We start from the raw sequence: 25,649 nt of genomic DNA, 5'->3' as shown, positions 1-25,649 counted from the left end.
TTATATATTCCATAGTTTTTGTGCTACAAATTTTCTTACATCCAATATGTTTGGCAGATCTCTTAAAACAGTTGTGTCCCAAATTCTATTTGAATAGCCAGAATACTCTAAAGAAATCTCTTGAGCTTCTGTAAGTAATAATGAAGAAATTAAATTATCTACAATTTGAAAACAATGAGTTTTCCCATTTTGTATATCACTAACAATTAATATTCTTGGACATTTGTCCACACCCATTTTCTTTCTTTGCGAAGTTCTGTTTGTAAGTAAAATATGAAAATCTTCTGAAAACTTTTTATCAACTCTATTATATAGCCAGAATGATGTGCCTGTATAACCCAAGTGACCATAAACGTCACCATATTGAATAGGCCAATTTTTTATACCTGCAGATGTTTCCTTAGACTCAGGTGTGTCAAGGCCATATATAAATCGTTGTTTGAGAGTGTTCGATTTTTTTAAAGCTTGTTGTGAAAGAGAAAGCATTTTAACTGCTTTAACGACATCACATATATTACCAAATAATCCTGCATGTCCAGATACAATTTGAGCTGAATTACCTAAAAACGCTAAAATATTTGCATTTGTATCATGCACAAAACCATATGGGTTATTTTTAATCTGTTGCACAGAAAATTCAGAATTATACGAAGAAATATAGGGATAAAAAGGAATGCATTTATTTAGATAATCTGAATTGATACTTGCATGCATAAAATTGGTGTGCAAATATTTGTTGAGAAAAAAGATTCTTTTTTCCCAAGTGTCATTTTCTATGTCAATTATTTCTACTAATCTTGCGAGAATATAGTAGTTAATATCAGAATAATTTGTAGTCCCAAATTGAGAGCTCAATAAACTATCTAAAGCTTTTTTGTTTAAATTTATTTGCACATTCTCTTTATAATGAGATTCTTTACTATCAAGTATAGTATGAAAAATATGTGATTCACTGTGATGTGAAGTCGTTTTTTGTCGCCATACAGAGCTCCCCATCCAATGCCAACTCTTAGCGCCAGATGTATGAGATAAAAAAGAATCGAGCGTAAAATGAACATTATTTCTATTTTGAAAAAAATTATATAAATCTTTATTTCCCAAATCACAACGTTCACTTTGAATTAAATTAACAATAGGCTCCTGAGTTTTATTTAGAAAATCATCTTTGAATAAATATCTTAAATATAAATTAATTAATAAAGGCTTTGTCAAACTGGCTAAATCAAAAATTGGATGAAGAATATCCTCCAACTTTTTTTCTGATTTTTTATTACTTGGCAAAGATTCATCTGCCCAAAAACATGAAATTTGAAAATCGTTATTTGCAAGAGACCATGCGGTAAATAAACCTTCTCTTACTTTATTTTCAAGCTCATCAATACAATCTATGAAATTTTTTGGTATATGACTTTCTAGATATTTTTGTCTCGCTTGTTTCATGTTATGAATATCCGGCCGTGTCTGTTCATGGCAATTAAATTATTAGTATTAGGGTGCACCATGGAACTGACCAAAGTAAAGCCTCACTGCCCGTATCTGATGCCAAAAAATGAGCTGTTGCAAATAGACTTTATTGAATTTTGCAATTCAAAACTTGGTGTTTCACCAACTCGAGTCACCTCAGATATCACACGCTGGTTAGATGAAGACCATGGCTCAGGAGATCCAACTCTATTTGCTGGTTTTCCAAAAAACCCCTTGGTCCATTTTTTTGTGGTCGCCAAGCATGAATTCATACTCTCAGGATTGCATATAATGCAAGAGGTCTTTAGGCAAACATCAGGTGGGACAACGAAATTATACTCTGATTATAAAGATGGAATGTTACTAAAAAAAGGAGATATTGTTCTTGCTGGCATTGGCAGTGCAAGTTCCATATTGCTTTCTGAACGTGTAGCTCTCAATTTTACAGCAAAAATGAGTGGAATATCAAATAAAACATATAGTATTGCTTCTGAAATAAATAAATTAAATAAAAACATAACTCTCCTTGAAACTCGCAAAACGACTCCTGGTCTTAGAATGTATGAAAAATATGCGACTCGTTTAGGTGGAGCGCGTAATCACAGACATGGTCTCGATACAGGTGCAATGCTAAAGGAAAATCATTTGCGCAGTATCGGAAGCATTGAAGAAGCCCTTGATAATCTTAATAAATTCTTACCAATTTTGACTAAAATTGAAATTGAAGTGAGCAATTTGAATGAATTTAAAGCAGCTCTCCATAAAAGACCTGATGTTATCATGCTTGATAATTTTTCATTAGATGACGTACGTTTGGCTATAATTGAAAAAAATAATTTTGATAAAAATATTAAAATTGAACTCAGCGGAAATTTAGACGAAAAGAATTTATTTGAAATCACGTCTTTAAAAGTAGACTACATGAGCATGGGGGCTTTAATACATAAAGCAATATGGGTCGATATGAGCCTACAACTCTACCTACCCTAAAAAATTTGCTTTAAATTTATTGAATTCTTAAAATAATTCCGTAAAATTCGATTTCAAAAGAATTGCTTACTATTCAAGCGGATTGTGAGTCTTTCAAATTAGCTCTTAAACTGGAATTAAAATGTCACAAACCGAATTTAACACTTTTCTTGTCGAACACACCACTTCTACAATGGATCTTGCAAAAAAAATTGCAAAAGAATCGAATGAAAATAAAATATTTGCTGTAATTGCAAAAAAACAAAGTGGAGGAAGAGGTAGAAATGGAAGTTCTTGGATTCAAGCAACCAACGAAAACTTTTCTTCAGATCAAGCAGAAGAAGTTTATACCTTTAAAAATATCTCTCAAGCACTAGAAGAGCAGATTGATTTTTTACCTATAACTCTGGTTTTTCCAAGCCAACACATAAAAGTTCCTTATGAGTGGTTAACAACTTTGGTAGGTTGTGCAATTTATGACTCCTTAAATAAAACCATTTCATTTTTACATTCGCATTTTCAAGATTTACCTTTTCAAAGCAATAAAAATATTTATATTAAATGGCCCAATGATATTATTTCTTTTCAGAATAAAAACAAATTATCAAATGACCCCATTCAATATAAAAAAATATGCGGTATATTATGCGAAACATCTGCAACACAAAATCAAATTGGTGATTTCTTTATTGGCATAGGTTTGAATTTCTTTAAACATCCCTCCACAGATACATCTATTTCTTTTTGGGAAAGTTTATTTCCTTTAGAATTAAATAAATCTGAAAAAAGAATTTTAAATAAATGGATAAATACAAGAGATTATTTAAAAACCACTTTGCAATATTTTTCAGATTCTTTCATGCAAGAAATAAAAGAGTATTTATGTGTTTCAAGATCTCGGGAACAACTTAAAAATCTCGCAATGGAAAGATCATTGCCAATTGGAACTTTGCTTTCAGTAAATAAAGGAACAAGACAAGGCGAATTTCTTGGCATGAATGAAAATGCAGGTCTTTTATTAAAAGGTAACAATGAACCTATTTTTTCTGGAGAAATTTCCATAAAAGAAAAAAAACAGACTTCTGTCAAAAATGAAAAAATAAGCACTGTTACTAAAACTCTCGCAAATATTTCATCTCCCAAAATGTCACCAACTTTAGCAATTGACTTTGGTAACACAAGAGTTCACATTGGGTTTCAATCATCTGAAGCAAAAAAATATCAAATAGATATTCCTTATGATGTTTTTCTGACAAAAAATATTCATCAAGTACGGGATGCTCTTAGACCCGTTTTAGAAGGTTTTATTATTGATAGAAATAAAAAAATTGACTTCATTTATACCTCCGTTAATTCACCTGAAAAAACTCAAGAAACTATAAAATCTATTAAGAATTTTCTCATCACAACCTTTCCTGAAATAGTTTTAAAAGAAACAAAATTTACGGAACAAGAAATTCTTGACTCCACAGAAATATCAGGAGATTTTGAGAAAAAAAGGTTAGGAGCTGATAGAGCGCTTAAATTTATTTTTGCCGCAAAAGAAGCCCTTAAAACAAAGAAAAATATAATAGTATTTTCATTTGGCACAGCTGTCACTTGTGAAGGCGTATCTGCAAATTTAAATATGTTAGAAAACTTCATTTTTCCTGGCATCCAAATGGCTTTCAATGCCATGCATCATTACACTGCATTAGTTCCACAGTTTTATGCAAATCCAGAGTGCTTTTCACCTAGAGATAAGCATTGGAATCAAGAAATTTATGTCCAAAGAGGTGTTTTTCTTTCAACTGCATCAACTGTCCTTACGACTTTAAAAATGCATATGCCTTGCAAGTGTTATTTAAGCGGTGGCAATGCAGAAGAAATTATAAAAATAATTAATGAAATTGATCCGCAAAACAATCTTGATATTGAAGTTTTTCCAAGCATTGAAACAGATACTTTATTAAGTATAAAAGATCATCTTATCAAACCTAAACAAGTTGAATCCATTCCTAAAAATGATTATTTTAAAAAAATAAAATATACAAAACCTGAAAATAAGATCGATGAAAATTTATTAAATGAAGAAACAGATTTAAGTTATTCAGATGAAAACATCGATCAAGTCATGCAAACTATGCTGAAAGCGCGTTCTCCCAGCAAGAAAGAACGAAATCTTCTTCCCAAAAATGAAGATTTTAGAAGAATTGGTGCGAGAATGGAAAATGTAGATGAAAATGAAAGAATAGATGCCTATATGGCTCGAAAATTTCAATTTCATAATCGTGAAACATGGCGTGAAAGAATTTTAAATAGTGAAATCCTAATTGAGCATGGCGCACACCGCGAAAAAAATGCGAATTATGAAGTTAAGCTAAATAAAATAAAACCAACTTATAAATTAAAAAACTATGACCAAATTTGGTTATTTCATCCACCAGAATATGAACCAGATGTTATTGAAAATATAGATGTTGTATTTGACAATGGCGATGTGTGTATTTTCTCAAAACCTCCTAATATGGTTATTCATGCAGCAGGTCTTTATGGTAAAAATACCTTCGTAAATATTGCTGCTAAAATGGGATATGCAGACTGTGCTGCAGTTCACCGAATAGATCGTGAAACAAGTGGAATACTCACATGTGCACGCAAGTCAACAACCCGAGGTGTTATTTCTGAAGCTTTTAGGCAAGGTAACGTTGATAAAATGTATCTTGCTGTTACAAAAGGAACTAGAAATCTACCTGAAAAATTTCGGGTCAATTTACCAATTGGTGAACCAGAAAACTCATTAATACGCTTAAAATTATGGGTGACTGGAAAAAACTTACAATCTGCTGAAACATGGTTTGCGAAATTAGCTACCTTTGAAGACTACACTTTATTTGCATGTCTCCCGCAAACTGGAAGGACTAATCAAATTCGTATTCATCTTGCAGCAATTGGGCATTGGATAGTTGGTGACAAAATGTATCATGAAAATGAAAATGTATTTATTGAGTTTTATGAAAAAGGATTTACTCAATGGGTAAGCGAACAAACATTATTTCCAAGACATATGCTACATAATACTGGAATAATGATAAATAGTCATGAGCTTCATGAATTTACAAAAAAACCCATTATATGCGAACTTCCCAAAGACATGATAAACTCTGACATAGTTAAAAATCTACTCCGAAACTCTTCTATTCCTAATCAAAAAGATTATTTTTCAAAATTATTTCTTGATTTACATAATACAGATTTCACAAATTTCCCTGAAATTTATCAAACTTAAAAATGGAGAAAACAGAAATGTTAAAGAAAAACTTTGATACAATTTGCGTCCATGCTGGAGTAGAGCCCGAAGAGATAACGGGCGCAATTATGACTCCTATTTTTCAAACATCCACTTATGTACAAGAAAGTCCTGGCCAACCAAAAATATATGATTACTCAAGAGGTGGAAATCCAACTCGAACAGCCCTTGAAAACTCACTAGCTGCATTAGAAGGAACAAAGCACGCTGTTTCTTTTGCTTCAGGTCTTGCGGCCGTACAAGCAATTGCTCAACTTCTTAATCCAGGAGATCATGTTATTGTTTGTGATGATGTCTATGGTGGAACAGGAAGAATGTTTAGAAAAATATTTTCTAAATATAATATTGAATTTGAATTTGTAGATATGTCAAATCCTAAAAATGTAGAATCATATTTTAAAAAAAATACAAAACTTATTTGGATTGAAACTCCAACTAACCCTCTTCTAAAACTAATTGATATTTCTGCTATTGCAAATATAGCTAACAACTTTAACGTAACAGTTGTGGTTGACAATACATTTTCTTCTCCTATTTTTCAAAATCCAATTGATCACGGAGCACATATTGTGCTGCATAGCACTACAAAATATATAGGCGGTCACAGCGACATGGTCGGAGGCTGCCTCATGCTTAATGATGATTCTCTTGCTGAGCAACTTAAATTTCTTCAATTTGCAGGTGGAAGCGTCAATGCACCATTTGAAGCATTTCTTTTGCTAAGAAGTATTAAAACACTTTCCATTAGAATGAAAAAACATCATGAAAATGCAATGCTCATTGCACGCGAAATGCAAAAAATGAAAATATTTTCTGAAGTTATTTTTCCTGGTCTTGAAAGCCATCCTCAATTTGATATTGCAAAAAAACAAATGCGTGGCTATTCAGGCATGATTTCAACCAGAATAAAAGGTGATTTCAATGATGTAAAATTGTTTTTATCTAAACTTAAATACTTTTCATTAGCAGAAAGTTTAGGTGGAGTAGAGTCTCTCGTTAATCACCCAGAAACAATGACACATGCAAGCGTTCCTCCTGAACACCGTAAAAAACTTGGCATAACATCTGATCTTATTCGTTTCTCTGTAGGTATTGAAGATTCTCAAGATCTTTTAAATGATTTGACACAAGCTGCAAAATATTAACATTTGTCATTTAATAAATAAAATCTCCCTTCCGATATAATAAGAGGGGAAATTTTATGGCTAAATCAGGTGATCTTAAAAAGAATATTAATTCAAAAAAAATGCGTGGAACCGATGAACTTGATCTATTAAAAATAATTCTTGATGAAAACAAAGAGCTTAAAAAGAAAGTCATGCGGTACATACAAAAAAGCTTAGGGAAGACTTCATCAGGCACTGCTAAAGTTGGCAAAAAAGGCGCACGTCCAGTTTAATATACTGAATATACATATAAAAAATCTAATTTAAAAATTTTTACCAAAATTGAAAACTTTGAAATGAACAACAGATCATAATTTTCTCAATCACATCATATTCACTTGCTAATTTTTGATTTTAAAGTAAATATAATTTTGAGAACGTAATAGAATTTAATATGCATGATAAAGTGGATAACAAATGAAAAAAAATGCCTTAAATTTCTTAGAATCAGTCGAATTAAATTTTAAAGCACGAGATGAAAGTATTGGAGCAAATTTTTCTAAAATATTATTAATAAATAAACATAATAATGATATCAAAGAACAGATTAAAGGAAAGTTTATTCTTCTAGGAGTCCCAGATGATCGTGGAGTTTTAGCAAATCTTGGAAACCCTGGAGCAAAGAATGGGCCTCAATTATTTAGAGATTCCTTTTATAAACTGTATGATACACAATTACACCGATTTAATCCAATCACTCAAAAACCAAACACAAAAGATCAAAAACAATACCACAATCGTAATTTTCTCTCTGAGCGTTTTATTGATGTCGGAAATATTATTCTAGCTGAAACAATAGAAGAAACCCATAATAGAATTGCTGATGTAATTGAATTACTATTACAGAATGAGGCAAAATTAATTTTTGTACTTGGTGGTGGACATGATTTTAGCTATGGAAGCTATAAAGGTCATGTCAATTATAAAAAAGATGAAATCATTCCAATTATTAATTTTGATGCACACTTTGACTTACGCCCAGTAATAAATGGGAGTATAAATAGTGGCACTGCCTTTTATCGTATTATTCAAGATTTTAATAAAAATATAATCAATGGGAAAGCTTTACTAGAAATTGGAATTCAAAGAGAAAGAAATCCTCATTCTTTATTTGAATTTGCCCTGAAGCACGAAGTTAAAACTATTGAATATATTTCTTTTTTAGATATATGGCGTGATTATAACACAGGAAATTCTCAAATTCCTTCTGAACATATTCATGATCATATTGATGACTGCTCCAAATTTGGATTTAATCGCAAAACTGGAAGTATTCATGTCTCTCTCTGCTTAGATGTTTTTGATCAAGCCATTGCTCCAGGCACAAGTGCATCTACTCCTCTGGGTGCTCAGATGAAAGATCTCTCCCTTTCTTTAGCTTTTTTTGGAAAAAATCATACATGTCGCATTATGGACATTGCAGAACTCTGTCCAGCAAGAGATACTCATGATCAGACTTCACGTCTTTGCGCTTCTATAGTTTATCGCATAGCTCTCTTAAGAGAAGAATATTCTAATAGATAAAATCTAGCGCTCTCTTGTCGCATTCATGAATATGAGTTACTGGAACTCGTTGAGGAGGAACTAGTTTATGGAGCATTCCGTACATTATATTGGTATGAACCCATATTTACCAATATTGCTCATTTTAATTTTTGGACTTGCACTCGGCTTAGGAGTAAGTGGTGTTTCACTTTTTTTAGGCCCCAAAAAACCTAATCAACATAAACTCGAAGTCTATGAATGTGGTTTGCCCATTACAAGCACGGCTGAGAGACGCTTTTCAATTAAATTCTATTTGACAGCAATCCTTTTTATTCTTTTTGATATTGAAACTATCTTTATGTACCTTTGGTCAGTTGCATTCGATTATTTAGGTTGGTTTGGAATTGTTGAAATTGGAATTTTTGTTGCAACACTTGCAATCGGCTATATTTACGTGCTCAAACGTGGCGCGTTACGTTGGGATTAAGGAGATATAGAATGGTTGAATTAAGTTTAACACAAATTATCAGTACAATTCTTCTTATGCTCCTTGGCATAGCTGTGGGCGCACAGGTTGCACCCATTATGAGTTGGGTTGAAAGACGTCAATGTGCAATTATTCAGCGTCGTTTAGGACCAAATCGTGTTGGTATTTTTAATTTCAGAATATTTGGATTAGGGCAGCCAATTGCAGACGCAATTAAACTTCTTTTTAAAGAAGATTTCGTTCCTCCTTACGTTCACAAAGCATTTTATGTCATGGCACCGGTTGTACCCGTAATAACAGGTTTAGCTGTTACGGTAGCAATTCCTTGGGGAAGTCATGTTGTTGTAAATAATCAAATTGTAAATTTGCAAGCTGTTAATTTAAATTCTGGTTTTTTACTTATTTTTGCACTTTCTTCTCTTGCTGTTTATGGTGTTACGTTAGCGGGTTGGTCATCAAATAATAAATACTCCTTACTAGGTGGACTTCGTGCATCTGCACAAATGGTAAGTTATGAAGTTGCTATGGGAATGAGTATTATTCCCCTTGTATTTATTTGGGGAACACTCGATCTCCAAGTTATGATTTCCCGCCAATCTGAAATTCTTTTTGGTTTTTTACCAAACTGGGGACTTTTCCACGCACCCGTATCTTTTATTATTTTCTTAGTTACAATTTTTGCTGAAACCAACCGACTCCCATTTGACTTAGCGGAAAGTGAAGGAGAATTGGTCGCAGGGTTTTTAACTGAATATGGAGCAATGCGCTGGTCATTATTCTTTCTCGGTGAATATTCAATGATGTTTGTAATGTGTGTTCTAACAGTGTCCATGTTTTTTGGTGGATATGAAATCCCGTGGATCTCACAACATTTACTTTTAGATCTTTTATCTCCAACCTTTGGTGAAGCTCTCACAAGATGGATCCTTCTTCCAATAGGAATTGGAGTCCTTTTATTAAAGGTTGTTTTATTAATGTGGTTTTTTGTCCAAGTTCGCTTTACAATTCCACGTTTCCGCTACGATCAACTCATGAAATTAGGTTGGGTATACCTTCTCCCAATTGCTCTTGTTAATTTGGTTGTGACTGCAATTATAACTGCATTTATAAAATTTCACTAAGAGTTTAGGGAGAGTCTTACAAAATGGCAATTCAAATTTCTTTCTTGATCATGGGAATTCTTGCGGTGTTCCTCTCCGGAATGATGATCACGCGCAAATGGCCTGTGACTGCGGCCATGCTTCTTATCATTATTATGATGCTTCTTGCTGGTATGTATGGTGTACTTGGTGCACATTTTTCAGCTGTAGCTCAAATTATAGTTTATGCAGGCGCAATTATGGTTGTGTTTGTATTTGTTATCATGCTCTTAAATCTTCCCCCTGAAGAACTCAGGTATGGCAGAATTACAATTAATGAAATTATTCTTATTGGTATTGGTTTTCTTGGGGCTCTCTTTTTAGGAACAAAAGTTGGGCTAGGTTATCTTGTTTCTGGTCTCAATTCAACCACACTTATCAATGCACGACCCCCATATTATCCTGCAGAAATGAATGAAAATGTTAAAAATGTTTCTACCCTCATGTTCACTGATTATCTTTGGGCTTTTGAAATAGTTAGCTTTTTAATTCTAGCGGCCATTGTAGGGTCAATTGTCATAGCAAAGAAAGCGAAGGTGAACAATGCCAAGTCTTCCTGAGTTAGGAATATATTTTTCTTTATTATTATTTATTGTTGGTCTTTTTGGCGTCATGTTTAGAAAAAATATTATTTTTATGATGCTAAGCGTTGAAATTATGCTTAATGCAGCAAATCTTGCATTCATCAGTGCCAGCGCTCTTACAAATACTATTGACGGCCAAGTCGTTATGTTTTTTGTCATGGCAGTTGCAGCATGTGAAGCAGGTATTGGATTAGCTCTTATTATTTCTCTTTACAGAGCGAAATCAAGCATTGAGATAGATGATCTCCGAATGCTGAGAGGATAAAAATGAACAATCAAATTATACTTGCACTTATTGTATTATTTCCTCTTATCGGCGCATTATTAAATGCTTTTGTATTGAGAAAAACAAGTGTTGTTGTTGTCTGTTTAACAGCCACACTTGCCGTGGCAATTCCATTCATATTATCACTCATATTATTTTTTGGATCAATAACAGCAGGAACTCCAGTTATTACAGAATTATTTGACTGGATTTCTGTTCCGTTAATTAATGGTAAAGAATTTAATATTTCATTTGCGCTAACAGCTGACAGACTTTCAGGATTATTTTTACTGGTTATTACTGGTGTTGGGACACTTATTCACCTATATTCAGGTGAATATATGCATCACGAAAAAAATCCGTACCGCTTTTTTGTTTATTTAAACTTATTTATTGTCTCCATGCTTTTACTCGTTCTTGGCTCAAATATGCTTGTTACTTTTTTAGGCTGGGAAGGTGTGGGAGTTTGCTCTTATCTGTTAATTGGTTATTGGTATGAAGACACTGCAAACTCAATGGCTGCTATTAAAGCATTTATTGCTAATAGAGTTGGAGATGCTGGATTTTTAATTGCAATGTTTTTTTGCTACATGCTTTTCAAAACAATTAATTACAGTGAGCTTGCAAGTGTTATTGCTGCAACACCACAAACGTTTTTTATTGATCATTCAATTGAAATCACATTAATTGGTCTGTGCCTTTTACTTGGTGTTGCTGGTAAATCCGCACAAATTCCTCTTTACACTTGGCTTCCCGATGCAATGGCCGGTCCTACGCCTGTCTCTGCACTCATCCATGCCGCAACAATGGTAACTTCTGGTATTTATCTCATGAACAGAATGAGCTTTGTTCTTGTTTTAAGTCCAACTGTTATGACAACAATAGCTATTATAGGTGCTGCAACAGCAATCCTATCTGCTACTATTGGTTTTGCACAGACAGATATTAAGAAAGTACTCGCCTATTCAACCTGTAGCCAACTTGGTTACATGGTACTTGCCTGCGGTGTGGGAGCATTTCAATATGGAGTCTCTCACGTTATTACCCACGCATTTTTTAAAGCTTGCCTCTTTTTAGGAGCTGGTAGCGTTATTCACGCAATGCATCACGAACAAGACATTCGTAAAATGGGCGGCCTTTTCAAAAAAATGCCTATTACAAGTATAACATTTATAATTGCAACTCTTGCTATAATCGGGTTCCCTGGATTTTCAGGATTCTTTTCAAAGGATGCAATTCTTGCGGCAGCTTGGTCAGGTCCTTTTGGCAATCCAATACTATGGTTCGTCGGTTGGATTACTGCAGGATTCACTGCATTTTATATGCTCCGCCTCACATGGCTCGTCTTTTTTGGCCAATCAAGAGCAGAGCATCCAGAGCACATTCATGAAACAAACTTTGTAATTACAATTCCTCTTATTATACTTGCAGTTTTTTCCGCGCTAGGTGGACTCATCGCAATTCCTGAAGTTTTTACAGGTCACGAAGATTTTATCACAAGATTTCTTTCTCCCGTCCTCTTACAGGCTCAGGATATATTAAAATCAAGCGGCATTCATACAAATCACCTCAGTCATTCAATGGAATTTGGTCTCATGGCCGCATCTGTGGCTATCGTTTTTGTTGGGGCAATTTTCGCAGTAACAGTCTACAAAAATGGTCCTCAAGGTGGAGAGAGATTTGCAAATGCATTTGGTGGATTTTACCGCTTAGTAAGAGACAAATGGCGTGTTGATAAACTTTACAATCTCATTATTTACCAACCACTCGCCCATTTTGGAAAATTTCTTTTTAGAATTATTGATCGAAAAGTTATTGATGGCGTAGTAAATGGCATCCCAGAAACTCTATATACTGGCACAAGTGTTGCAAGCGATGCTCAGTCAGGTATGGCAAGAAATTACCTCAAGTTCATCTATGTTGGTGTTTTTGTTTTTGGTTTAATTCTATTTCTTTGAGCAGGTGAGAGGATACAATGATCGATGAAATTTCGCAGTGGATTTTATCCCTGCTCATAGTTTTTCCAGTTTTAGCAGCATTGCTAATATTAATGATACCAGGGAAAGACGATTCCCGTATTCATAGACATATTGCTATGGGTGCCACAGTTCTTGAACTCATTTTTTCACTTCATTTATTGGCACATTTCGTTCCAAATACTGCTCAATTTCAATTTTCACAAATTGAAACTTGGCTACCAAAATCCACAGGAATTAAATACATTGTGGGTGTCGACGGAATTAATTTAATTCTTGTTCTTTTATCTACAATTTTTTGCGCAATCGTCATGATGACTACATACACTTCACTTAAAACAAAAGTAAAAGGCTTTCTTGCTCTATTTTTATTACTTGAGTCAGCAATAATCGGTGTATTTGTTTCAGTCGATGTAGTTCTCTTTTATGTTTTTTGGGAACTTAGCCTCATACCTGTTTATTTTATGATTGGTATTTGGGGTGGAAAAGATCGCATCTATGCTACTTTAAAATTGTTTATTTATGGGGTTATTGGCAGTTTACTTATGCTGGTTGCTCTGATTTATTTGTATTTCGCACACGCCAATGCAAATGGAGGAGTGTACTCTTCAAATATTTTGGATCTTTATGTAACAGCCGCAGCATTACCATTTAATACTCAAATGTGGCTCTTTTTAGCAGTTACTTTAGCATTTGGAATTAAAGTTCCTATATTTCCTTTCCATACATGGCTACCAGACACATACGAACAGGCACCCGCAACTTACACTTTAATGTCAGGCGTTATTTTAAAGCTTGCAACATATGGTCTAATTCGCTTCAGTCTTTGCTTGTTTCCAAGTGCAGCAATTTACTTTGCAAAACCAATTATGATTCTTGCAGTTATTGGCATTCTTTATGGCGCACTTATTGCTTGGAAACAAACAAATATTCGCCGAATTATGGCATTTTCTTCACTAAGTCACCTTGGTTTTATTGTCATAGGTATTTTCTCTTTAAATACGATAGGATTGCAAGGCTCTCTTTATCAAATGCTGAATCACGCAATTACAGCGGGCGCTCTCTTTATTTTATTTAATATTTTGTATGAACGAAGAGGATCCTTTGAACTTGATGACTTTGGTGGCATTGCAAAAGTGTTACCTTGGTATGCATTTTTCTTTGTCATTGCTGCAATGGGTTCAGTCGCACTCCCAAGTACAGGAAGTTTTATTGGAGAATGGCTCATTTTAATTGGTTCATTCCAAGCAAATCCTGTTTTAGGATCTCTTGCAACACTTGGAGTCATATTTGGAGCTGTCTATATTTTATGGGCCACTTATAAAATTCTTTTTGGACCACTTACAAAAGAAGAGAATAAAAAAATTATTGGCATGCATAAACATGAAGTATTTCAATTAACAGTATTATCCATACTTATTTTTGTCTTAGGTTTTGCATCAGCTGGAATTCTTGATCACACAAAGCCAACTCTTGTTAATATCGAAAGAAGTATTAAAAATAAATCAGCATACTCTTCCGAACTTGCTAATACACATAATGGAATTCTTATGCCAATAAGTAAATTTTCTTCTGAATTTAAGCAAGGAGTAAAATGATGTCGTCAAATTTCATGATGTCTCGACTCCAAGAAGTCGTTAAGGAAGCGGTTCAAAATCGTCTATGGAATGATATTTTACCTCAACCTGCTTTTTATTTGCTTGCGGCACCTATTTTACTCCTTCTAATTGGTGCACTCACTACAATGATATTAGGCGTCTTTAAAACAGCCCCTGAAAAACCTTGTTACCCTTCATGGTATGTTGCAGTTTTTATTTGCTTTGCTTCTGCAGCACTTTCAATCATTTTAAAAGTTGAAACTCCAACTGCTTTTCTTGGCAGCGGAGTTTTAATTGATGAAATCTCGACAATTTCTTTTACAGTTATTGCTATTGGTACTTTATTTACTTTAATGGCAAGTTCAATGACAACAATTGGCAAACAATTGTTACGTTCTGAACTAATTTCTTTATTATTAATGTCCTCTGCTGGACTCATGATAATGTGTGCTGCAGGAGAATTTTTAGGATTTTTTATTGGTCTTGAACTTACAAGTATTTCTTTATACGTACTTGTTGGCTATCAAAGAAAAAGCTTTCAAGGTATGGAAGCGGCAATTAAATACTTTATCCTTGGCGCTGCCGCATCTGCAATTATATTAATGGGTGCAGCCCTTATTTATGCAAGTATTGGTACAGTACGTTTTTCAGATTTTAGACAGTTAAATATTTCAATTGAACATCCTTTTTCATTGCTAGGCGTTCTCCTATTATTTTGCGGTCTCTCCTTTAAACTTGCAATTGCTCCTTTTCACTCTTGGGCTCCCGATGTTTACCAAGGAGCAAATTCTCATTTAACTGGCTTCATGGCATCATTAGTAAAATTCAGTATTGCTATTGTTTTTATGAGAATTTTAAGCACAAGTCTTGGCGAAGGAAATCACACTGGTTTAGTTGCCATGTTCTGGATCTTAGGAGCATTTTCTATTGTTGTTGGTTCACTTTTTGGTCTTGTTCACAACAGCCTTAAACGTATGCTTGCTTATTCTTCAGTTGCTAATGCAGGATATTTCTGTCTTGCTTTTGCATCATTAGCATCTAATCCAACAAGCTTAGAAGCTAAACAATCCCTTATGTCCTATGCTGTTATTTATGCCGTATTAAGCATGGGAGCATTTACTGTCATTGCTTGGTTTGAAGACAATAATAGAGAAGATCTTCTTAAAGAAGAACTTGCTGGAATGGGCTCTAAAAAACCATTTGCAGCCTTTGCACTCACTATTTTCCTATTTGGCTTTGCTGGTATTCCACCCGTAGCTGGTTTTTTTGGAAAGTTTTTCTTATTACTTTCTGCTGTCAATCAAGGACTAATTGGCCTTTCTATTATTCTTGTAGTCTTTAGTTGTTTGTCACTTTATTATTATCTTTCTGTTATGGTTGAAATGTGGTTTAAACCTGCCACTCGTTATTCGGCACAGATCAACCAAAATTCTGAAACAAATTCAGGAATGTTAACCATGTGTCTTATAGCGGTAATTGCTTCTTTGTTTATTGGTATATTTGGCCCTCGCTGGGCAATTAACCTTAATTACACACAAGCAACCGAAAAAAACTTACGTATAGTTAACACTGCAGAAGTAATGACCGAGCAAACTCAAGCAGATAATACAGTTACTCACTATCCACGCTAGTAATTATTGTAAAAATCTGACAAATTAAGCCTTGCTTTGCAAGGCTTTTTCTTTATGAGGAACTTTAAATTATGAGTATTTGGTTTGAAAAATTAATTAAGACTTTTGAAAATGAAAAAATAGATTATTTAGCAAATCCAAATATTCCTAAACAATTTTACTGTAAAGAATTTTCTGATTTTAATAGCTATTTTTTTCAAACATTAAAAGTAAGTTTGGACCAATCTAAAAAAAATAAAATTTTTATTTTACATGACGGTGTTTTTAAAAAATCTGCTTTAAACTCTTCTGAAAATATAATAGATAAAATTATAGAAATTCTAAGTGAAAACTTCATTGTTACCGTAAAAAATCTCTCTTTTGAATGCCAAGTAAACTCATTAGACATTCATGCTTCAGAAGAGTATCTAAAAAAAACATCTGAACTCATTCAAAATGAAGAAAGTTGCAATATATTTATAGCCCTTGGCAGTGGAACAATTACTGACCTTTTAAAGCATGCTTTATTCATAAGTAATCCAAATGCTATTTTTATTTCAATTCCAACTGCAATGACGGTCACTGCATTCACTTCTTCTTTTTCAGTTGTTGATATTTCAGGCGCAAAAAGAACGCGCCCATCAAAATTAATTTATGCAACTTTTTGGATAGAATCTCTCTTGCAAGCAGCTCCTATGCAACTCTCTCGTGCAGGATATGGAGATCTTCTTGCACGTTTTGTCGCATATGGTGATTGGTATTTAGGTTATAAACTGGGGATCTCCGAAAAATACGATGAACTTGCTTTTCGACTTATGGATGCATATGCAGAGCCGATTAAACAAATAGCTAAAGAATTTGGCAAAGAAAATCTTTCTCAAAGTGCTTCAGAAATTTCGGCTGCAACCCTTGCAATGGCCGGAATAGCAATGTCTCTATCAGGAGAAACCACTCCCCTTAGCGGTTATGAACATGTTATCAGTCACGGACTGGATTTCTTGCGACTGATTTCTAATAGACCCTTAGTTTTACATGGCGAACAAGTTGCTTTAGCTTCCTTAACCAGTGCAATGAGTTTTGATTGGATTTTTGAAATTGAAAAGTTTGACCTCAAGAAAATGCGTAGTATGTCTGAAAAAGACACTCGACAAATTATAAATCATTTTTTTAACTCTGCGCCTTTTTTTGGCCGAGAAGAAGAGAAATATTTAGATTCTGAAAGGAAACTATTTGAAGCCCAAAGTGCTGACACATTAAATTCAGCAAAAGAAATATTTATTAAGGATTATCTGATTAAAAGTTCAAAATGGGATATTTCAAAAGAAACCTTTTCAATATTTATTAATGAATGGCCAGTTATAAAAGAATATTTAAAAAAATTGACAATACGTTCCAACGAAATGCAGGAGCTTCTTGAGTTAGCATGCTTACCAACCTTTCCAGAAGCAACCACTCCAAACACAACTGCACTTGAATATCGTTGGGCTCTGCGCTTTTCACCTTTTATTCGTTCACGCTTTTGTATTGCAGATTTTATTTTTTGGCTTGGTGAAGACACTTGCACAGTGGGTGCAATTTAAATATTTTAAAAGAGAATTTGAGTCTGAGTTAAAATGAAAATCATGCAGTTTTATAAAATAACCCTAGTGAAAATTTGAAAATAATCTATTAATATAAAATTATTTTTTTATTCTTTTTTCTATCTTCTTCATGTATAAAATAACTATAAGAAATCCTATTAATAATGAGGAAGATAATAAAATCGTTGAAAGCAATATTATATTTTCATTTTGACTATTAACATCCAAAAAATACTTTAATATTGCATTAATAATATTTAATAAATTAAAAATATGCAACATAATTAATGAGTATTTACAACAATAAAGATTTAATATTTTCCAATTTTTTTTCGACTCAAATGAAATCTTTGTTCTATAGCCACAGTAATTATTAGGCTCACAATTTCTTATTGTATAAAAAATGAGGCCAATTATAATGTATGAAAAAAAATATACAATATTATCTAAATAAATCTCAATTTTCATAATAAATCTTTAAAAATTCTTCATGCCCATGGCATGGTTTTTTCTTGACATTAATTATTTTTTCTCCAATGATACATAAATAATATATTTATTCTTATAGCTTTCTTATAATAATTCTATAAATAGATATCATATTTAAAATTTAAAAGATAAAATGTCAAGCATAACTTTTAAAAATATCCTTACACTATATGAAAGTGAATTTTAAATTCCTTTAACTTTAGTCCTTGCCATGACCAAAATTGATCTGCTATTATTGTCCTCAGCATGTTTCTCATTTGTATTAGACTTAGCAATCGAAACTTTTTCAGGAAACTTACCAAAAAATAAATTTTATTTACTATCTACAAAAATACCATGGGTTAGTAAAACATTATTTGACATTTTCTTTTAATAATGTAAATAAGGTATCAATCTATATTATAAACCTTGGGGAAAAAAATGGATGATCTCATTGACCCTAGAATACTTTATAATTGTTTAAATAACAAACATTTTAGCATTATATTAATGCCTACTGAACAGTGCAATTTTAGATGTACATATTGCTATGAAGATTTCAAAATTGGAAGAATGAAAGAAAAAACGGTTCAGGGTATTAAAAATCTTATAAGCAACCGTATGCCCGAATTGAAGTCTTTTGGTTTAGAATGGTTTGGTGGAGAGCCTCTATTAGCAAAAGATATTATTTATGACATACTTAAGCATATAAATAATTTACTATTCGAAAATAAACATATTAAATTCACTTGTGGAATGACGACAAATTCTTTCCTATTAAAAAAAGATGTTGCTGAAAAATTAGTAAACTTTGGCTGCAAATACTATCAAATAACTTTAGATGGCCCCCAGCTAATTCATGATAAAAGTAGAATACAAATCTCAAAAAAAGGATCCTATAGTGCTATTATGGCAAATTTATATACTTTAAAAGAAAGTCAATTAGATTTTAATATCACACTAAGAGTTCACATAACTCCAGAAAATTTTGACAAACTAGATGAATTTTTGAAAATGTTAAAAGAAGACTTTTTAAGTGATAATCGCTTTCAAATTTTTTTTAAAGCAATTGAAAATTTAGGAGGTAAAAATAGTGGAAAATTTAAAACATTAAGTCATGAAAATAAAAAAATAATTATCGATTCTCTTTATCAAAAAGTTCAACCATCTGAAAGTTCAAAAATTGTTGAAAACAATCCTTTTTATGTTTGTTATGCTTCAAAAGCGAATAGCTTAGTTATAAAAGCGGATGGCAGTGTTGCTAAGTGCACTGTTTTATTTAGTGATGATAGAAATAGAGTTGGACTCATTCAAGAAGATGGAAAACTAAAGCTAGATTCAGAAAAAATATCATTATGGACACGAGGCTTATTTAGCGGTGATAAAAATATTCTCCACTGCCCCCTGTCTAACTTACCTAAATTAAGTAAAAATAATGATTCATTTATCCCAAATTAAGGTGAATATCATGGATGAAAATAACTGCAAAGAGAAAATAGTTTATGATGATTTTGGACGTATTATACTTCCAATCGAAATTTTTGAAACTATTTTTGCAGGTAATGCTCAAAAAGAAGGTGACAGTGGTACTGAAGATTCCGATTGTGATCTTACAGACTTTGGTTGCTGTGGAAAAAATGGAAATTGCACAAATAATAGCTGTAAAGAAGATGATAAATAATATGAAGTCAATAATTTTTTTTAATGTAAATAAAAATTATATTCACCATAAGAATAAAAAATGAAAGATTTTAAACTATTTCGTTCTGCAGCAATAAATAATATAGGGAAATTTAAAAAGAAGAGCCTTCTCATTAAGCAAGAATCAAATATACTATTTTTAGTAATTTTTTTCTTAGCAATTATCTTTTTTATTTTTGCAATATCGGTAAGATTTTTTGATATTACTTATTTCTTATGAAAAAATTATTTGTAAAAAAACCGAAAATAAAGCTTGTCTTACAAAATGAAATATCTGAATGTGGTTTAGCTTGTATTTCTATGATAACAAGTTATTATAATAAATATATTTCATTAACTCAATTAAGGCATAAATTTCCGGTTCCCATAACTGGTATGTCATTAAAAAATATTGTAAATATCCTTAATATATTAGGATATAAAGGAAAAGTTTTACGGATTGAAATGGAGCATCTTAAAACTTTAAAATTTCCTGTTATTGCACATTGGGAATTTAATCATTTTATTATATTATCTGCAGTCGATAAAAATTATGTATATGTCTATGATCCTGCATTTGGAAAGAAAGAAATTACATTAAACAATTTTTCTGATAGTTTCACTGGAGTTATTTTAGCAATAGAGGAATATAACAGTAGTATAAAAATTGAAAAATTGAAAGAAATAAGCATTATTTCTAAAATAAAAGATAAATATAATTATAAAAAATTTATTTTTGTATCCTTTATTTTTGGATTACTTTCTCAATTATTACTTCTATATACTCCTGTTTATATGCAAAAAATAATTGATTCATTAAACTCAAAATATAATCCTTCATTGCTTGAATATCTTGTATTTTGTTTTTTAGGGGTAAAATTTCTTGAAATTGGATTATTTGTTTTAAAAAAGAATTCAGTAATTAATATTGGTGTTTTTTTTAACTATTTTTTTTCAAAGTATTTTTTATCTCATATATTTAAGCTAAATTTAAGTTTTTTTCAGAAGAGATATACGGGCGATATAATATCAAAGTTTGAATCTATTGACAGAGTTCGTCAACTTGTGGCAGATATTTTAGTAGAAGGTCTTGTTGAAATATTTTTGTTTGTCATTGTCACTTTCTTTTTATTTTATTATAATGCATATCTTTCTTTAATTGTCATTTTTTCATCTTTATTTTATATCATTATACGGTTTAAAACCTATAATTCATATTTAGAAAAACAAGATCAATCAATTTTGATGAAAGGTTTATATAATTCAAGTATTCTTGAAACAATTAATGGAATTCAATCTATAAAGATTTTTAATTGTGAAAAAATATTTGAAGAAAAAATCGAGAATAAGTACGTTGATTTTTTAAATGCAAATGCTATATCGAGTAAAATGAATATATATTTTTTTGTTTTAAAATCAATAACTTCAAATGCAGAACAAATTTTAATTATTTTTCTAGGGGTTAATTTAATTAGAAATCAAGTTATTACTATCGGTTCTTTATATGCTTTTATTACTTATAAAGCTCTTTTTTCTAATTCCCTTTATAGTCTTATTGATACATATTTAAATTTAAAAATATTTAATCTTCATAAAGCTCGATTAATAGATGTTTTACATGAACAAGAAGAAAAAAAAATATCTCAAAATAATGATTTATTGAATTCATCTATTTGTGCACTTCAAAATTCTTTTGAATCGCTCGAGTTAAGAAACATAAGCTATGTTTATGATGGATGCGATGGGTATTTATTTAAGAATATAAGCTTTACCATTAGAAAGGGCGAACGTATAGGAATAAGCGCTCCTTCAGGTTGTGGGAAATCTACTTTAGTAAAAATTATACTTTCATTAATACCTTTTGAAGGAGAAATATTTTTAAATGGAGTTCAAATTTCTATTGATAATATTCATATATTTAGAAAAAAAATTGGTGCTGTGATGCAAAATGATACGTTGTTTTCTGGTAGTATTGTAGATAATGTCACTTTATTTTCTAGTAATAAAAAAATTAATTTTGCTATTGAGTGTTTAAAGAAAGCTTGTGTATATGAAGAAATTTTAAAATTTCCGCTCGGTATTGATACCCTTATTGGAGATATGGGTTCCATCCTGTCAGGAGGCCAAAAACAGAGAGTGATGCTTGCAAGAGCTTTGTATAGAGAGCCAGAATTATTGGTATTAGATGAGTCAAGCAGTCATTTAGATCCTTTACTTGAAGAGAAAATAAATGCGGAACTTAAAACATTGAATATAACATGCCTTATTATTGCACACAGGAAAGAAACTTTAAATATATGTGAAAAAATTATTCATTTACAAGAATTTAGAGGATATTAAAATTAAGTCTATATATGGTATAATTCAACTTTACTATCAGCTGAAATTAAAACTATTACAAAATAAATAAGCCTAAAAAAATTATTTTTTAGGCTTCATCATTTCCCAGTCTTCTGCTTTCATTGCTTTAAGAAAATTAAACTCTCCCGCACCTTGTAACCATTCTCCACCATCAATAGTTACAACTTCACCATTAATAAAGCCTGCATAATCAGAAACCAAATAAGAAGCTAAATTTGCCAATTCTATATGTTCGCCTGCACGTCCTAATGGATTTTTTGCTTCGAGTTGCGCGCCAAGATCTGCACTGGGCACAAGTCTTTCCCAAGCTCCTTTAGTTGGGAATGGGCCAGGGGCAATTGCATTCATTCGTATTCCTTTTCCACCCCATTCTACTGCTAGGCTTCGAGTCATAGCTAAAACCCCAGCTTTTGCCATTGCAGAAGGAACAACATACGCAGAACCCGTTGTTGCATAAGTTGTAACAATATTTAAAACAGCTGCTTTATGATTGGTTTTTAACCAACGCTTACCGCAGGCTAATGTTACATAGCTTGTACCATGCAGAACAATATTTAAGACTGCATCTATGGCTCTTGGAGATAAATCTTCAGTACGAGATATAAAATTTCCTGCAGCATTATTTACAAGAATGTCTAGAGTTCCTTCAGAAAATAGAGTTTCAATCATATTTTCAACTGAGGAAGCATCTTTCACGTCACAAACTTTATAAAAAGCCATTTCATTTTCTAATTTATCATTAAATTCTTTACATGTTTCTTTTAATACTTCTTCTCTTCTTCCACATATTACAACTTTTGCACCCAGCGATAAAAAACGCTCTGACATACTTTTACCAAGTCCAGTTCCTCCGCCTGTAACCAGTATTTTTTTTCCTCTTAATAGATTCTCTGCAAACATAATAATCTCCTTAGATAGTTTACTTATTTGCATCACTATAAAGGAGAATACAATTAAAGAAAATCTAAATCACTGTTATTTTATAGCTCTATTAAAAATAGGAGAAACAAGATATTTCTTATTTATTTTACAATATAATATTGTTAAATCATATTTTATAAATATTGACCTTGCTCTTTGTATAACTTTTTCAAGACAGACGCGCAAACTATCTTGACGCTTAGAGGATGCATTTTCATATCCTTCATAAAATTCAGCGAGCAGGTTATCACGGCTTAAACCATAGGGATGATTAGAAAGGACAACCATCAATCTACCAGGCTCTTTGGAGGATTCAATTGGTGAAACAAATTCGACATATGAAAGACATAATTTTACCCAACGGCGTGCTACATATGGAGATGATGCTACTTCATTGAGAGCTAAAATTAACGTGTCCTGCATTTTAGTAAAACGCTCTCCACTCCTTAATTTTCTTCTAATCAATTTTATCTTTTTAGCTAACTCTATATTTTCATCATTTGCTTTATACTTTGAATCATTTAAATACTCGCTAATCATTTTTACCTCTGACATACAGTAATTAATAAGAAATGGAAACATCAAATTCATCTCCATTATGTCAGGTAGTGCAAGTTCTATGCCAAATCCTAATACCTAATATATTCATATATTTAAAAAGTTACCCATTAAATTCATAGATAAATAACGCATTAAAATAAGTCGATTTTAGAAATAAATAAAGTATTTTCAGTCACAAAAATTTTTTTATTATTATTTTTAATATATTATAGCGAGGAATTTTTACTTAAATTGGCTGAAAAAAAGTCATATTTATAAAACATTATTTTCCATAAAAAAGGGTATGAAATTTTTAAATTCATACCCTTTAAACTGTTTTTGTCTCAATATTTAGAAAATACTACCAAAACTTATTACATTGAAGCTTTAAGTTCTTCTGCAGAAACATAGCGGCTAGAAATACGAGCTGCTTTACCACGAAGTTTACGAATGTAGTAAATTCTTGAACGACGAACTTTACCACGAACTTTAATATCAACATGGTCAATAAGAGGAGAATGAGCAAAGAAGTTACGCTCAACACCAATAGCGCCAGCTGACATTTTACGAACGAGGAAAGTAGAATTCGTTGTACCTTTACGGTAGCGAATAACTGTCCCTTCAAAAGACTGCAAACGGTATTTTGGAGTTCCGTCTTTTTCAGTACCTTCTTGGATTTTAACCCAAACGCATACAGTATCGCCTGCCTTAAAGTTTGGCAATGCTTTTGCACGCATGTACTTTGATTCAAAAGATTTAAGAATAGGATGCTTCATATACTAATCCACCTATAGCGAGAATTGCCTAAAATCGGATTCTCTAAAAAAAGTCAAAAAATGGTCGGAGCGACAGGACTTGAACCTGCGACCTCTTGCACCCCAAGCAAGTGCGCTAGCCAGGCTGCGCTACGCTCCGAGTCAAATAAAATTTATTACTTAGTTAAAGCTGCTTTTGATTTTTGCACAAGTACTGCAAAAACTGCATCATCATGAATAGCAATGTCTGAAAGTTGTTTACGATCGAGAGTGATGCTTGCTTTTTTAAGGCCGTTCATGAACTTGCTATATGGCAAGCCGTGAGCTCTTGATGCAGCGTTAATACGTTGGATCCAGAGTGCGCGGAAATCACGTTTTCTAACCTTACGGTCACGGTATGCATAGCAAAGTGCTCTACGAACGATTTGGATAGCAGTACGATAAAGTCTGCTACGAGTTCCACGATAGCCCTTAGCTAACTTAAGGACTCTTTTATGACGACGACGAAGTTTAAAGCCACGTTTTGCACGAGCCATAGTATATACCCCCTAGAATGATGGCGCTGTTGAGTGATTCAACAACCTTTAGTGGCCATTCACCTGTTTAAAAACAAACTTAACGAACAATAAACTTTTTATACTAAAGTTTTTATTATAAAAACTACGTAAAAAAGTTTATCTTATAAACCGTTTGGTAAGCAACGGGAAACCAATCTTGTACTTTCAGCACGCATAATTTTAAGCTTTTTCAAGCGAGTTTTACGGCTACGGTTCTTTGATGTGGCTTTGTGTTGCTTTCCTACGTGAGGAACTTTAACAAGACCTGTTGCAGTTAACTTATAACGTTTAGCTGCAGCTCTTTTAGTCTTTATCGCCTTGCTAACTTTCCCTTTGGACTTAGCAATTTTGGCTTTTATCTTAGCTTTGGACTTTGCCATGTGATTAACCCTTCAACTTAGAACAGACAAAAAACAGAAAATTCTTATAACACTGCCCTAAATAAAATCAACCTTTATTTTAAAAAGATCTAGGTAAGATAGGGAGATTTTTAGATATAAAAAAACCCAAAAAAGAATGCTCTTTTTTGGGTTGTTATTAGTGGTGGGTCCGCCCGGATTCGAACCGGGGACCACTTGCTTAAAAGGCAAATGCTCTACCGACTGAGCTACGAACCCACTAAAGAAAAAAATAAAGGCTGCACAGAGCTACTCTCCCACACTTAAGAGTGCAGTACCATTGCCGCAGACGGGCTTGACTTCGGAGTTCGGAATGGGATCCGGTATTTCCCCGTCGCAATCAGCACAGCCAAAACG

The 25,649-nt window shown here is 32.5% G+C and carries 23 protein-coding genes, 2 tRNA genes and 1 rRNA gene; 16 read left to right on the top strand and 10 right to left on the bottom strand.

Features of this window, described 5'->3' with window-relative positions; genetic code table 11:
* On the bottom strand, positions 1-1,440 hold the full coding sequence (locus GCL57_RS12065; RefSeq protein ID WP_152213606.1) for a hypothetical protein: 1,440 nt from the start codon (positions 1,438-1,440) through the stop codon (positions 1-3).
* Positions 1,441-1,500: 60 nt separating this feature from the next.
* Between GCL57_RS12065 and nadC the strand changes: the two genes are divergently transcribed.
* The 13 genes from nadC (at position 1,501) to GCL57_RS12000 (ending at position 17,612) form a co-directional block, all read left to right on the top strand.
* Positions 1,501-2,454: a carboxylating nicotinate-nucleotide diphosphorylase gene (nadC, locus tag GCL57_RS12060; RefSeq protein WP_161597739.1), complete on the top strand. Its 954-nt coding sequence runs from the start codon at positions 1,501-1,503 to the stop codon at positions 2,452-2,454.
* Between the two features lie 121 nt (positions 2,455-2,575).
* Complete coding sequence (locus GCL57_RS12055; RefSeq protein ID WP_152213604.1) at positions 2,576-5,701, top strand: type III pantothenate kinase; 3,126 nt, start codon at positions 2,576-2,578, stop codon at positions 5,699-5,701.
* A gap of 17 nt (positions 5,702-5,718) precedes the next feature.
* Positions 5,719-6,867 carry a trans-sulfuration enzyme family protein gene (locus tag GCL57_RS12050; protein ID WP_152213603.1) on the top strand — a complete coding sequence of 383 codons (1,149 nt, stop codon included), beginning with the start codon at positions 5,719-5,721 and terminating at the stop codon, positions 6,865-6,867.
* A 56-nt stretch (positions 6,868-6,923) separates the two neighbouring features.
* Positions 6,924-7,121 carry a hypothetical protein gene (locus GCL57_RS12045; RefSeq protein WP_152213602.1) on the top strand — a complete coding sequence of 66 codons (198 nt, stop codon included), beginning with the start codon at positions 6,924-6,926 and terminating at the stop codon, positions 7,119-7,121.
* A 184-nt stretch (positions 7,122-7,305) separates the two neighbouring features.
* Positions 7,306-8,412, top strand: a complete 1,107-nt coding sequence (locus GCL57_RS12040) for a formimidoylglutamase (protein WP_152213601.1) — start codon at positions 7,306-7,308, stop codon at positions 8,410-8,412.
* Between the two features lie 67 nt (positions 8,413-8,479).
* Entirely contained in the window at positions 8,480-8,860 is a 381-nt protein-coding gene (locus tag GCL57_RS12035) for an NADH-quinone oxidoreductase subunit A (protein ID WP_211363259.1), read from the top strand.
* 11 nt (positions 8,861-8,871) lie between these two features.
* The gene (locus GCL57_RS12030; protein ID WP_152213600.1) at positions 8,872-9,981 is read left to right on the top strand and encodes a complex I subunit 1/NuoH family protein; all 1,110 of its coding nucleotides are present in this window, start codon (positions 8,872-8,874) and stop codon (positions 9,979-9,981) included.
* Positions 9,982-10,004: 23 nt separating this feature from the next.
* Positions 10,005-10,559 (top strand): NADH-quinone oxidoreductase subunit J, encoded by a 555-nt coding sequence (locus tag GCL57_RS12025; RefSeq protein WP_152213599.1) that lies wholly within the window; start codon positions 10,005-10,007, stop codon positions 10,557-10,559.
* Positions 10,543-10,848, top strand: coding sequence for an NADH-quinone oxidoreductase subunit NuoK (gene nuoK, locus GCL57_RS12020; RefSeq protein ID WP_152213598.1), 306 nt, complete (start codon positions 10,543-10,545; stop codon positions 10,846-10,848). The genes GCL57_RS12025 and nuoK overlap by 17 nt, the downstream gene beginning before the upstream one ends.
* 2 nt (positions 10,849-10,850) lie before the next feature.
* The gene (gene nuoL / locus GCL57_RS12015) at positions 10,851-12,806 is read left to right on the top strand and encodes an NADH-quinone oxidoreductase subunit L (RefSeq protein WP_152213597.1); all 1,956 of its coding nucleotides are present in this window, start codon (positions 10,851-10,853) and stop codon (positions 12,804-12,806) included.
* Between the two features lie 17 nt (positions 12,807-12,823).
* Complete coding sequence (locus GCL57_RS12010) at positions 12,824-14,422, top strand: complex I subunit 4 family protein (RefSeq protein WP_152213596.1); 1,599 nt, start codon at positions 12,824-12,826, stop codon at positions 14,420-14,422.
* Positions 14,422-16,053: an NADH-quinone oxidoreductase subunit N gene (locus GCL57_RS12005; RefSeq protein WP_161597738.1), complete on the top strand. Its 1,632-nt coding sequence runs from the start codon at positions 14,422-14,424 to the stop codon at positions 16,051-16,053. The genes GCL57_RS12010 and GCL57_RS12005 overlap by 1 nt, the downstream gene beginning before the upstream one ends.
* A 71-nt stretch (positions 16,054-16,124) precedes the next feature.
* The gene (locus GCL57_RS12000; protein ID WP_152213594.1) at positions 16,125-17,612 is read left to right on the top strand and encodes an iron-containing alcohol dehydrogenase; all 1,488 of its coding nucleotides are present in this window, start codon (positions 16,125-16,127) and stop codon (positions 17,610-17,612) included.
* A gap of 99 nt (positions 17,613-17,711) precedes the next feature.
* On the opposite strand, the gene GCL57_RS15220 is transcribed toward GCL57_RS12000, so the two are convergent.
* Complete coding sequence (locus GCL57_RS15220; RefSeq protein WP_152213593.1) at positions 17,712-18,080, bottom strand: SdpI family protein; 369 nt, start codon at positions 18,078-18,080, stop codon at positions 17,712-17,714.
* A 441-nt stretch (positions 18,081-18,521) separates the two neighbouring features.
* Between GCL57_RS15220 and GCL57_RS11990 the strand changes: the two genes are divergently transcribed.
* The 3 genes from GCL57_RS11990 to GCL57_RS11980 all read left to right on the top strand — a co-directional run bounded on the left by GCL57_RS11990 (position 18,522) and on the right by GCL57_RS11980 (position 22,100).
* Positions 18,522-19,538: a radical SAM protein gene (locus GCL57_RS11990; protein WP_152213592.1), complete on the top strand. Its 1,017-nt coding sequence runs from the start codon at positions 18,522-18,524 to the stop codon at positions 19,536-19,538.
* A 10-nt stretch (positions 19,539-19,548) separates the two neighbouring features.
* Positions 19,549-19,761, top strand: coding sequence for a hypothetical protein (locus tag GCL57_RS11985; RefSeq protein WP_152213591.1), 213 nt, complete (start codon positions 19,549-19,551; stop codon positions 19,759-19,761).
* A 236-nt stretch (positions 19,762-19,997) separates the two neighbouring features.
* Positions 19,998-22,100 carry a peptidase domain-containing ABC transporter gene (locus GCL57_RS11980; protein ID WP_152213590.1) on the top strand — a complete coding sequence of 701 codons (2,103 nt, stop codon included), beginning with the start codon at positions 19,998-20,000 and terminating at the stop codon, positions 22,098-22,100.
* A gap of 81 nt (positions 22,101-22,181) precedes the next feature.
* Here the strand turns inward: GCL57_RS11980 and GCL57_RS11975 are convergent, their stop codons facing one another.
* The 8 genes from GCL57_RS11975 to rrf all read right to left on the bottom strand — a co-directional run bounded on the left by GCL57_RS11975 (position 22,182) and on the right by rrf (position 25,643).
* Complete coding sequence (locus tag GCL57_RS11975; RefSeq protein WP_152213589.1) at positions 22,182-23,021, bottom strand: SDR family oxidoreductase; 840 nt, start codon at positions 23,019-23,021, stop codon at positions 22,182-22,184.
* Positions 23,022-23,096: 75 nt separating this feature from the next.
* The gene (locus GCL57_RS11970; protein WP_152213588.1) at positions 23,097-23,624 is read right to left on the bottom strand and encodes a hypothetical protein; all 528 of its coding nucleotides are present in this window, start codon (positions 23,622-23,624) and stop codon (positions 23,097-23,099) included.
* A gap of 332 nt (positions 23,625-23,956) precedes the next feature.
* Positions 23,957-24,358, bottom strand: coding sequence for a 50S ribosomal protein L19 (rplS, locus tag GCL57_RS11965; protein WP_152213587.1), 402 nt, complete (start codon positions 24,356-24,358; stop codon positions 23,957-23,959).
* A gap of 61 nt (positions 24,359-24,419) precedes the next feature.
* Positions 24,420-24,497: transfer RNA gene (locus GCL57_RS11960), tRNA-Pro, on the bottom strand.
* A gap of 16 nt (positions 24,498-24,513) precedes the next feature.
* Positions 24,514-24,873 (bottom strand): 50S ribosomal protein L20, encoded by a 360-nt coding sequence (gene rplT / locus GCL57_RS11955; RefSeq protein ID WP_152213586.1) that lies wholly within the window; start codon positions 24,871-24,873, stop codon positions 24,514-24,516.
* A gap of 143 nt (positions 24,874-25,016) precedes the next feature.
* A complete protein-coding gene (locus tag GCL57_RS11950; protein ID WP_152213585.1) occupies positions 25,017-25,274 on the bottom strand; it encodes a large ribosomal subunit protein bL35 in 258 nt (85 codons plus the stop codon).
* Positions 25,275-25,435: 161 nt separating this feature from the next.
* Positions 25,436-25,511, bottom strand: a tRNA-Lys gene (locus GCL57_RS11945).
* 17 nt (positions 25,512-25,528) lie between these two features.
* A 5S ribosomal RNA gene (rrf, locus tag GCL57_RS11940) occupies positions 25,529-25,643 on the bottom strand.
* Positions 25,644-25,649: the final 6 nt, after the last annotated feature.

Origin of the sequence: Fluviispira multicolorata, from assembly GCF_009208585.1 — a bacterium.
GTDB classification, from domain to species: Bacteria; Bdellovibrionota_B; Oligoflexia; order Silvanigrellales; family Silvanigrellaceae; genus Silvanigrella; species Silvanigrella multicolorata.
Note: the sequence above shows the minus strand (reverse complement) of the source record. Positions and strands in the feature narration are given on the sequence as shown.

Excerpts from the sequence above, each read along its gene's own strand:
- nuoL (WP_152213597.1), top strand. The coding sequence starts at position 10,851 with ATGAACAATCAAATTATACTTGCACTTATTGTATTATTTCCTCTTATC.
- GCL57_RS12005 (WP_161597738.1), top strand. The coding sequence starts at position 14,422 with ATGTCGTCAAATTTCATGATGTCTCGACTCCAAGAAGTCGTTAAGGAA.
- nuoK (WP_152213598.1), top strand. The coding sequence starts at position 10,543 with ATGCCAAGTCTTCCTGAGTTAGGAATATATTTTTCTTTATTATTATTT.
- GCL57_RS12030 (WP_152213600.1), top strand. The coding sequence starts at position 8,872 with ATGGTTGAATTAAGTTTAACACAAATTATCAGTACAATTCTTCTTATG.
- GCL57_RS12050 (WP_152213603.1), top strand. The coding sequence starts at position 5,719 with ATGTTAAAGAAAAACTTTGATACAATTTGCGTCCATGCTGGAGTAGAG.
- GCL57_RS11980 (WP_152213590.1), top strand. The coding sequence starts at position 19,998 with ATGAAAAAATTATTTGTAAAAAAACCGAAAATAAAGCTTGTCTTACAA.
- GCL57_RS12055 (WP_152213604.1), top strand. The coding sequence starts at position 2,576 with ATGTCACAAACCGAATTTAACACTTTTCTTGTCGAACACACCACTTCT.
- rplT (WP_152213586.1), bottom strand. The coding sequence starts at position 24,873 with ATGGCTCGTGCAAAACGTGGCTTTAAACTTCGTCGTCGTCATAAAAGA.
- GCL57_RS12065 (WP_152213606.1), bottom strand. The coding sequence starts at position 1,440 with ATGAAACAAGCGAGACAAAAATATCTAGAAAGTCATATACCAAAAAAT.
- GCL57_RS11990 (WP_152213592.1), top strand. The coding sequence starts at position 18,522 with ATGGATGATCTCATTGACCCTAGAATACTTTATAATTGTTTAAATAAC.
- GCL57_RS11985 (WP_152213591.1), top strand. The coding sequence starts at position 19,549 with ATGGATGAAAATAACTGCAAAGAGAAAATAGTTTATGATGATTTTGGA.
- GCL57_RS12035 (WP_211363259.1), top strand. The coding sequence starts at position 8,480 with ATGGAGCATTCCGTACATTATATTGGTATGAACCCATATTTACCAATA.
- GCL57_RS12040 (WP_152213601.1), top strand. The coding sequence starts at position 7,306 with ATGAAAAAAAATGCCTTAAATTTCTTAGAATCAGTCGAATTAAATTTT.
- GCL57_RS12045 (WP_152213602.1), top strand. The coding sequence starts at position 6,924 with ATGGCTAAATCAGGTGATCTTAAAAAGAATATTAATTCAAAAAAAATG.
- GCL57_RS15220 (WP_152213593.1), bottom strand. The coding sequence starts at position 18,080 with ATGAAAATTGAGATTTATTTAGATAATATTGTATATTTTTTTTCATAC.
- GCL57_RS11970 (WP_152213588.1), bottom strand. The coding sequence starts at position 23,624 with ATGTTTCCATTTCTTATTAATTACTGTATGTCAGAGGTAAAAATGATT.
- GCL57_RS11975 (WP_152213589.1), bottom strand. The coding sequence starts at position 23,021 with ATGTTTGCAGAGAATCTATTAAGAGGAAAAAAAATACTGGTTACAGGC.
- rplS (WP_152213587.1), bottom strand. The coding sequence starts at position 24,358 with ATGAAGCATCCTATTCTTAAATCTTTTGAATCAAAGTACATGCGTGCA.
- GCL57_RS12025 (WP_152213599.1), top strand. The coding sequence starts at position 10,005 with ATGGCAATTCAAATTTCTTTCTTGATCATGGGAATTCTTGCGGTGTTC.
- GCL57_RS12000 (WP_152213594.1), top strand. The coding sequence starts at position 16,125 with ATGAGTATTTGGTTTGAAAAATTAATTAAGACTTTTGAAAATGAAAAA.
- GCL57_RS12010 (WP_152213596.1), top strand. The coding sequence starts at position 12,824 with ATGATCGATGAAATTTCGCAGTGGATTTTATCCCTGCTCATAGTTTTT.
- nadC (WP_161597739.1), top strand. The coding sequence starts at position 1,501 with ATGGAACTGACCAAAGTAAAGCCTCACTGCCCGTATCTGATGCCAAAA.
- GCL57_RS11950 (WP_152213585.1), bottom strand. The coding sequence starts at position 25,274 with ATGGCAAAGTCCAAAGCTAAGATAAAAGCCAAAATTGCTAAGTCCAAA.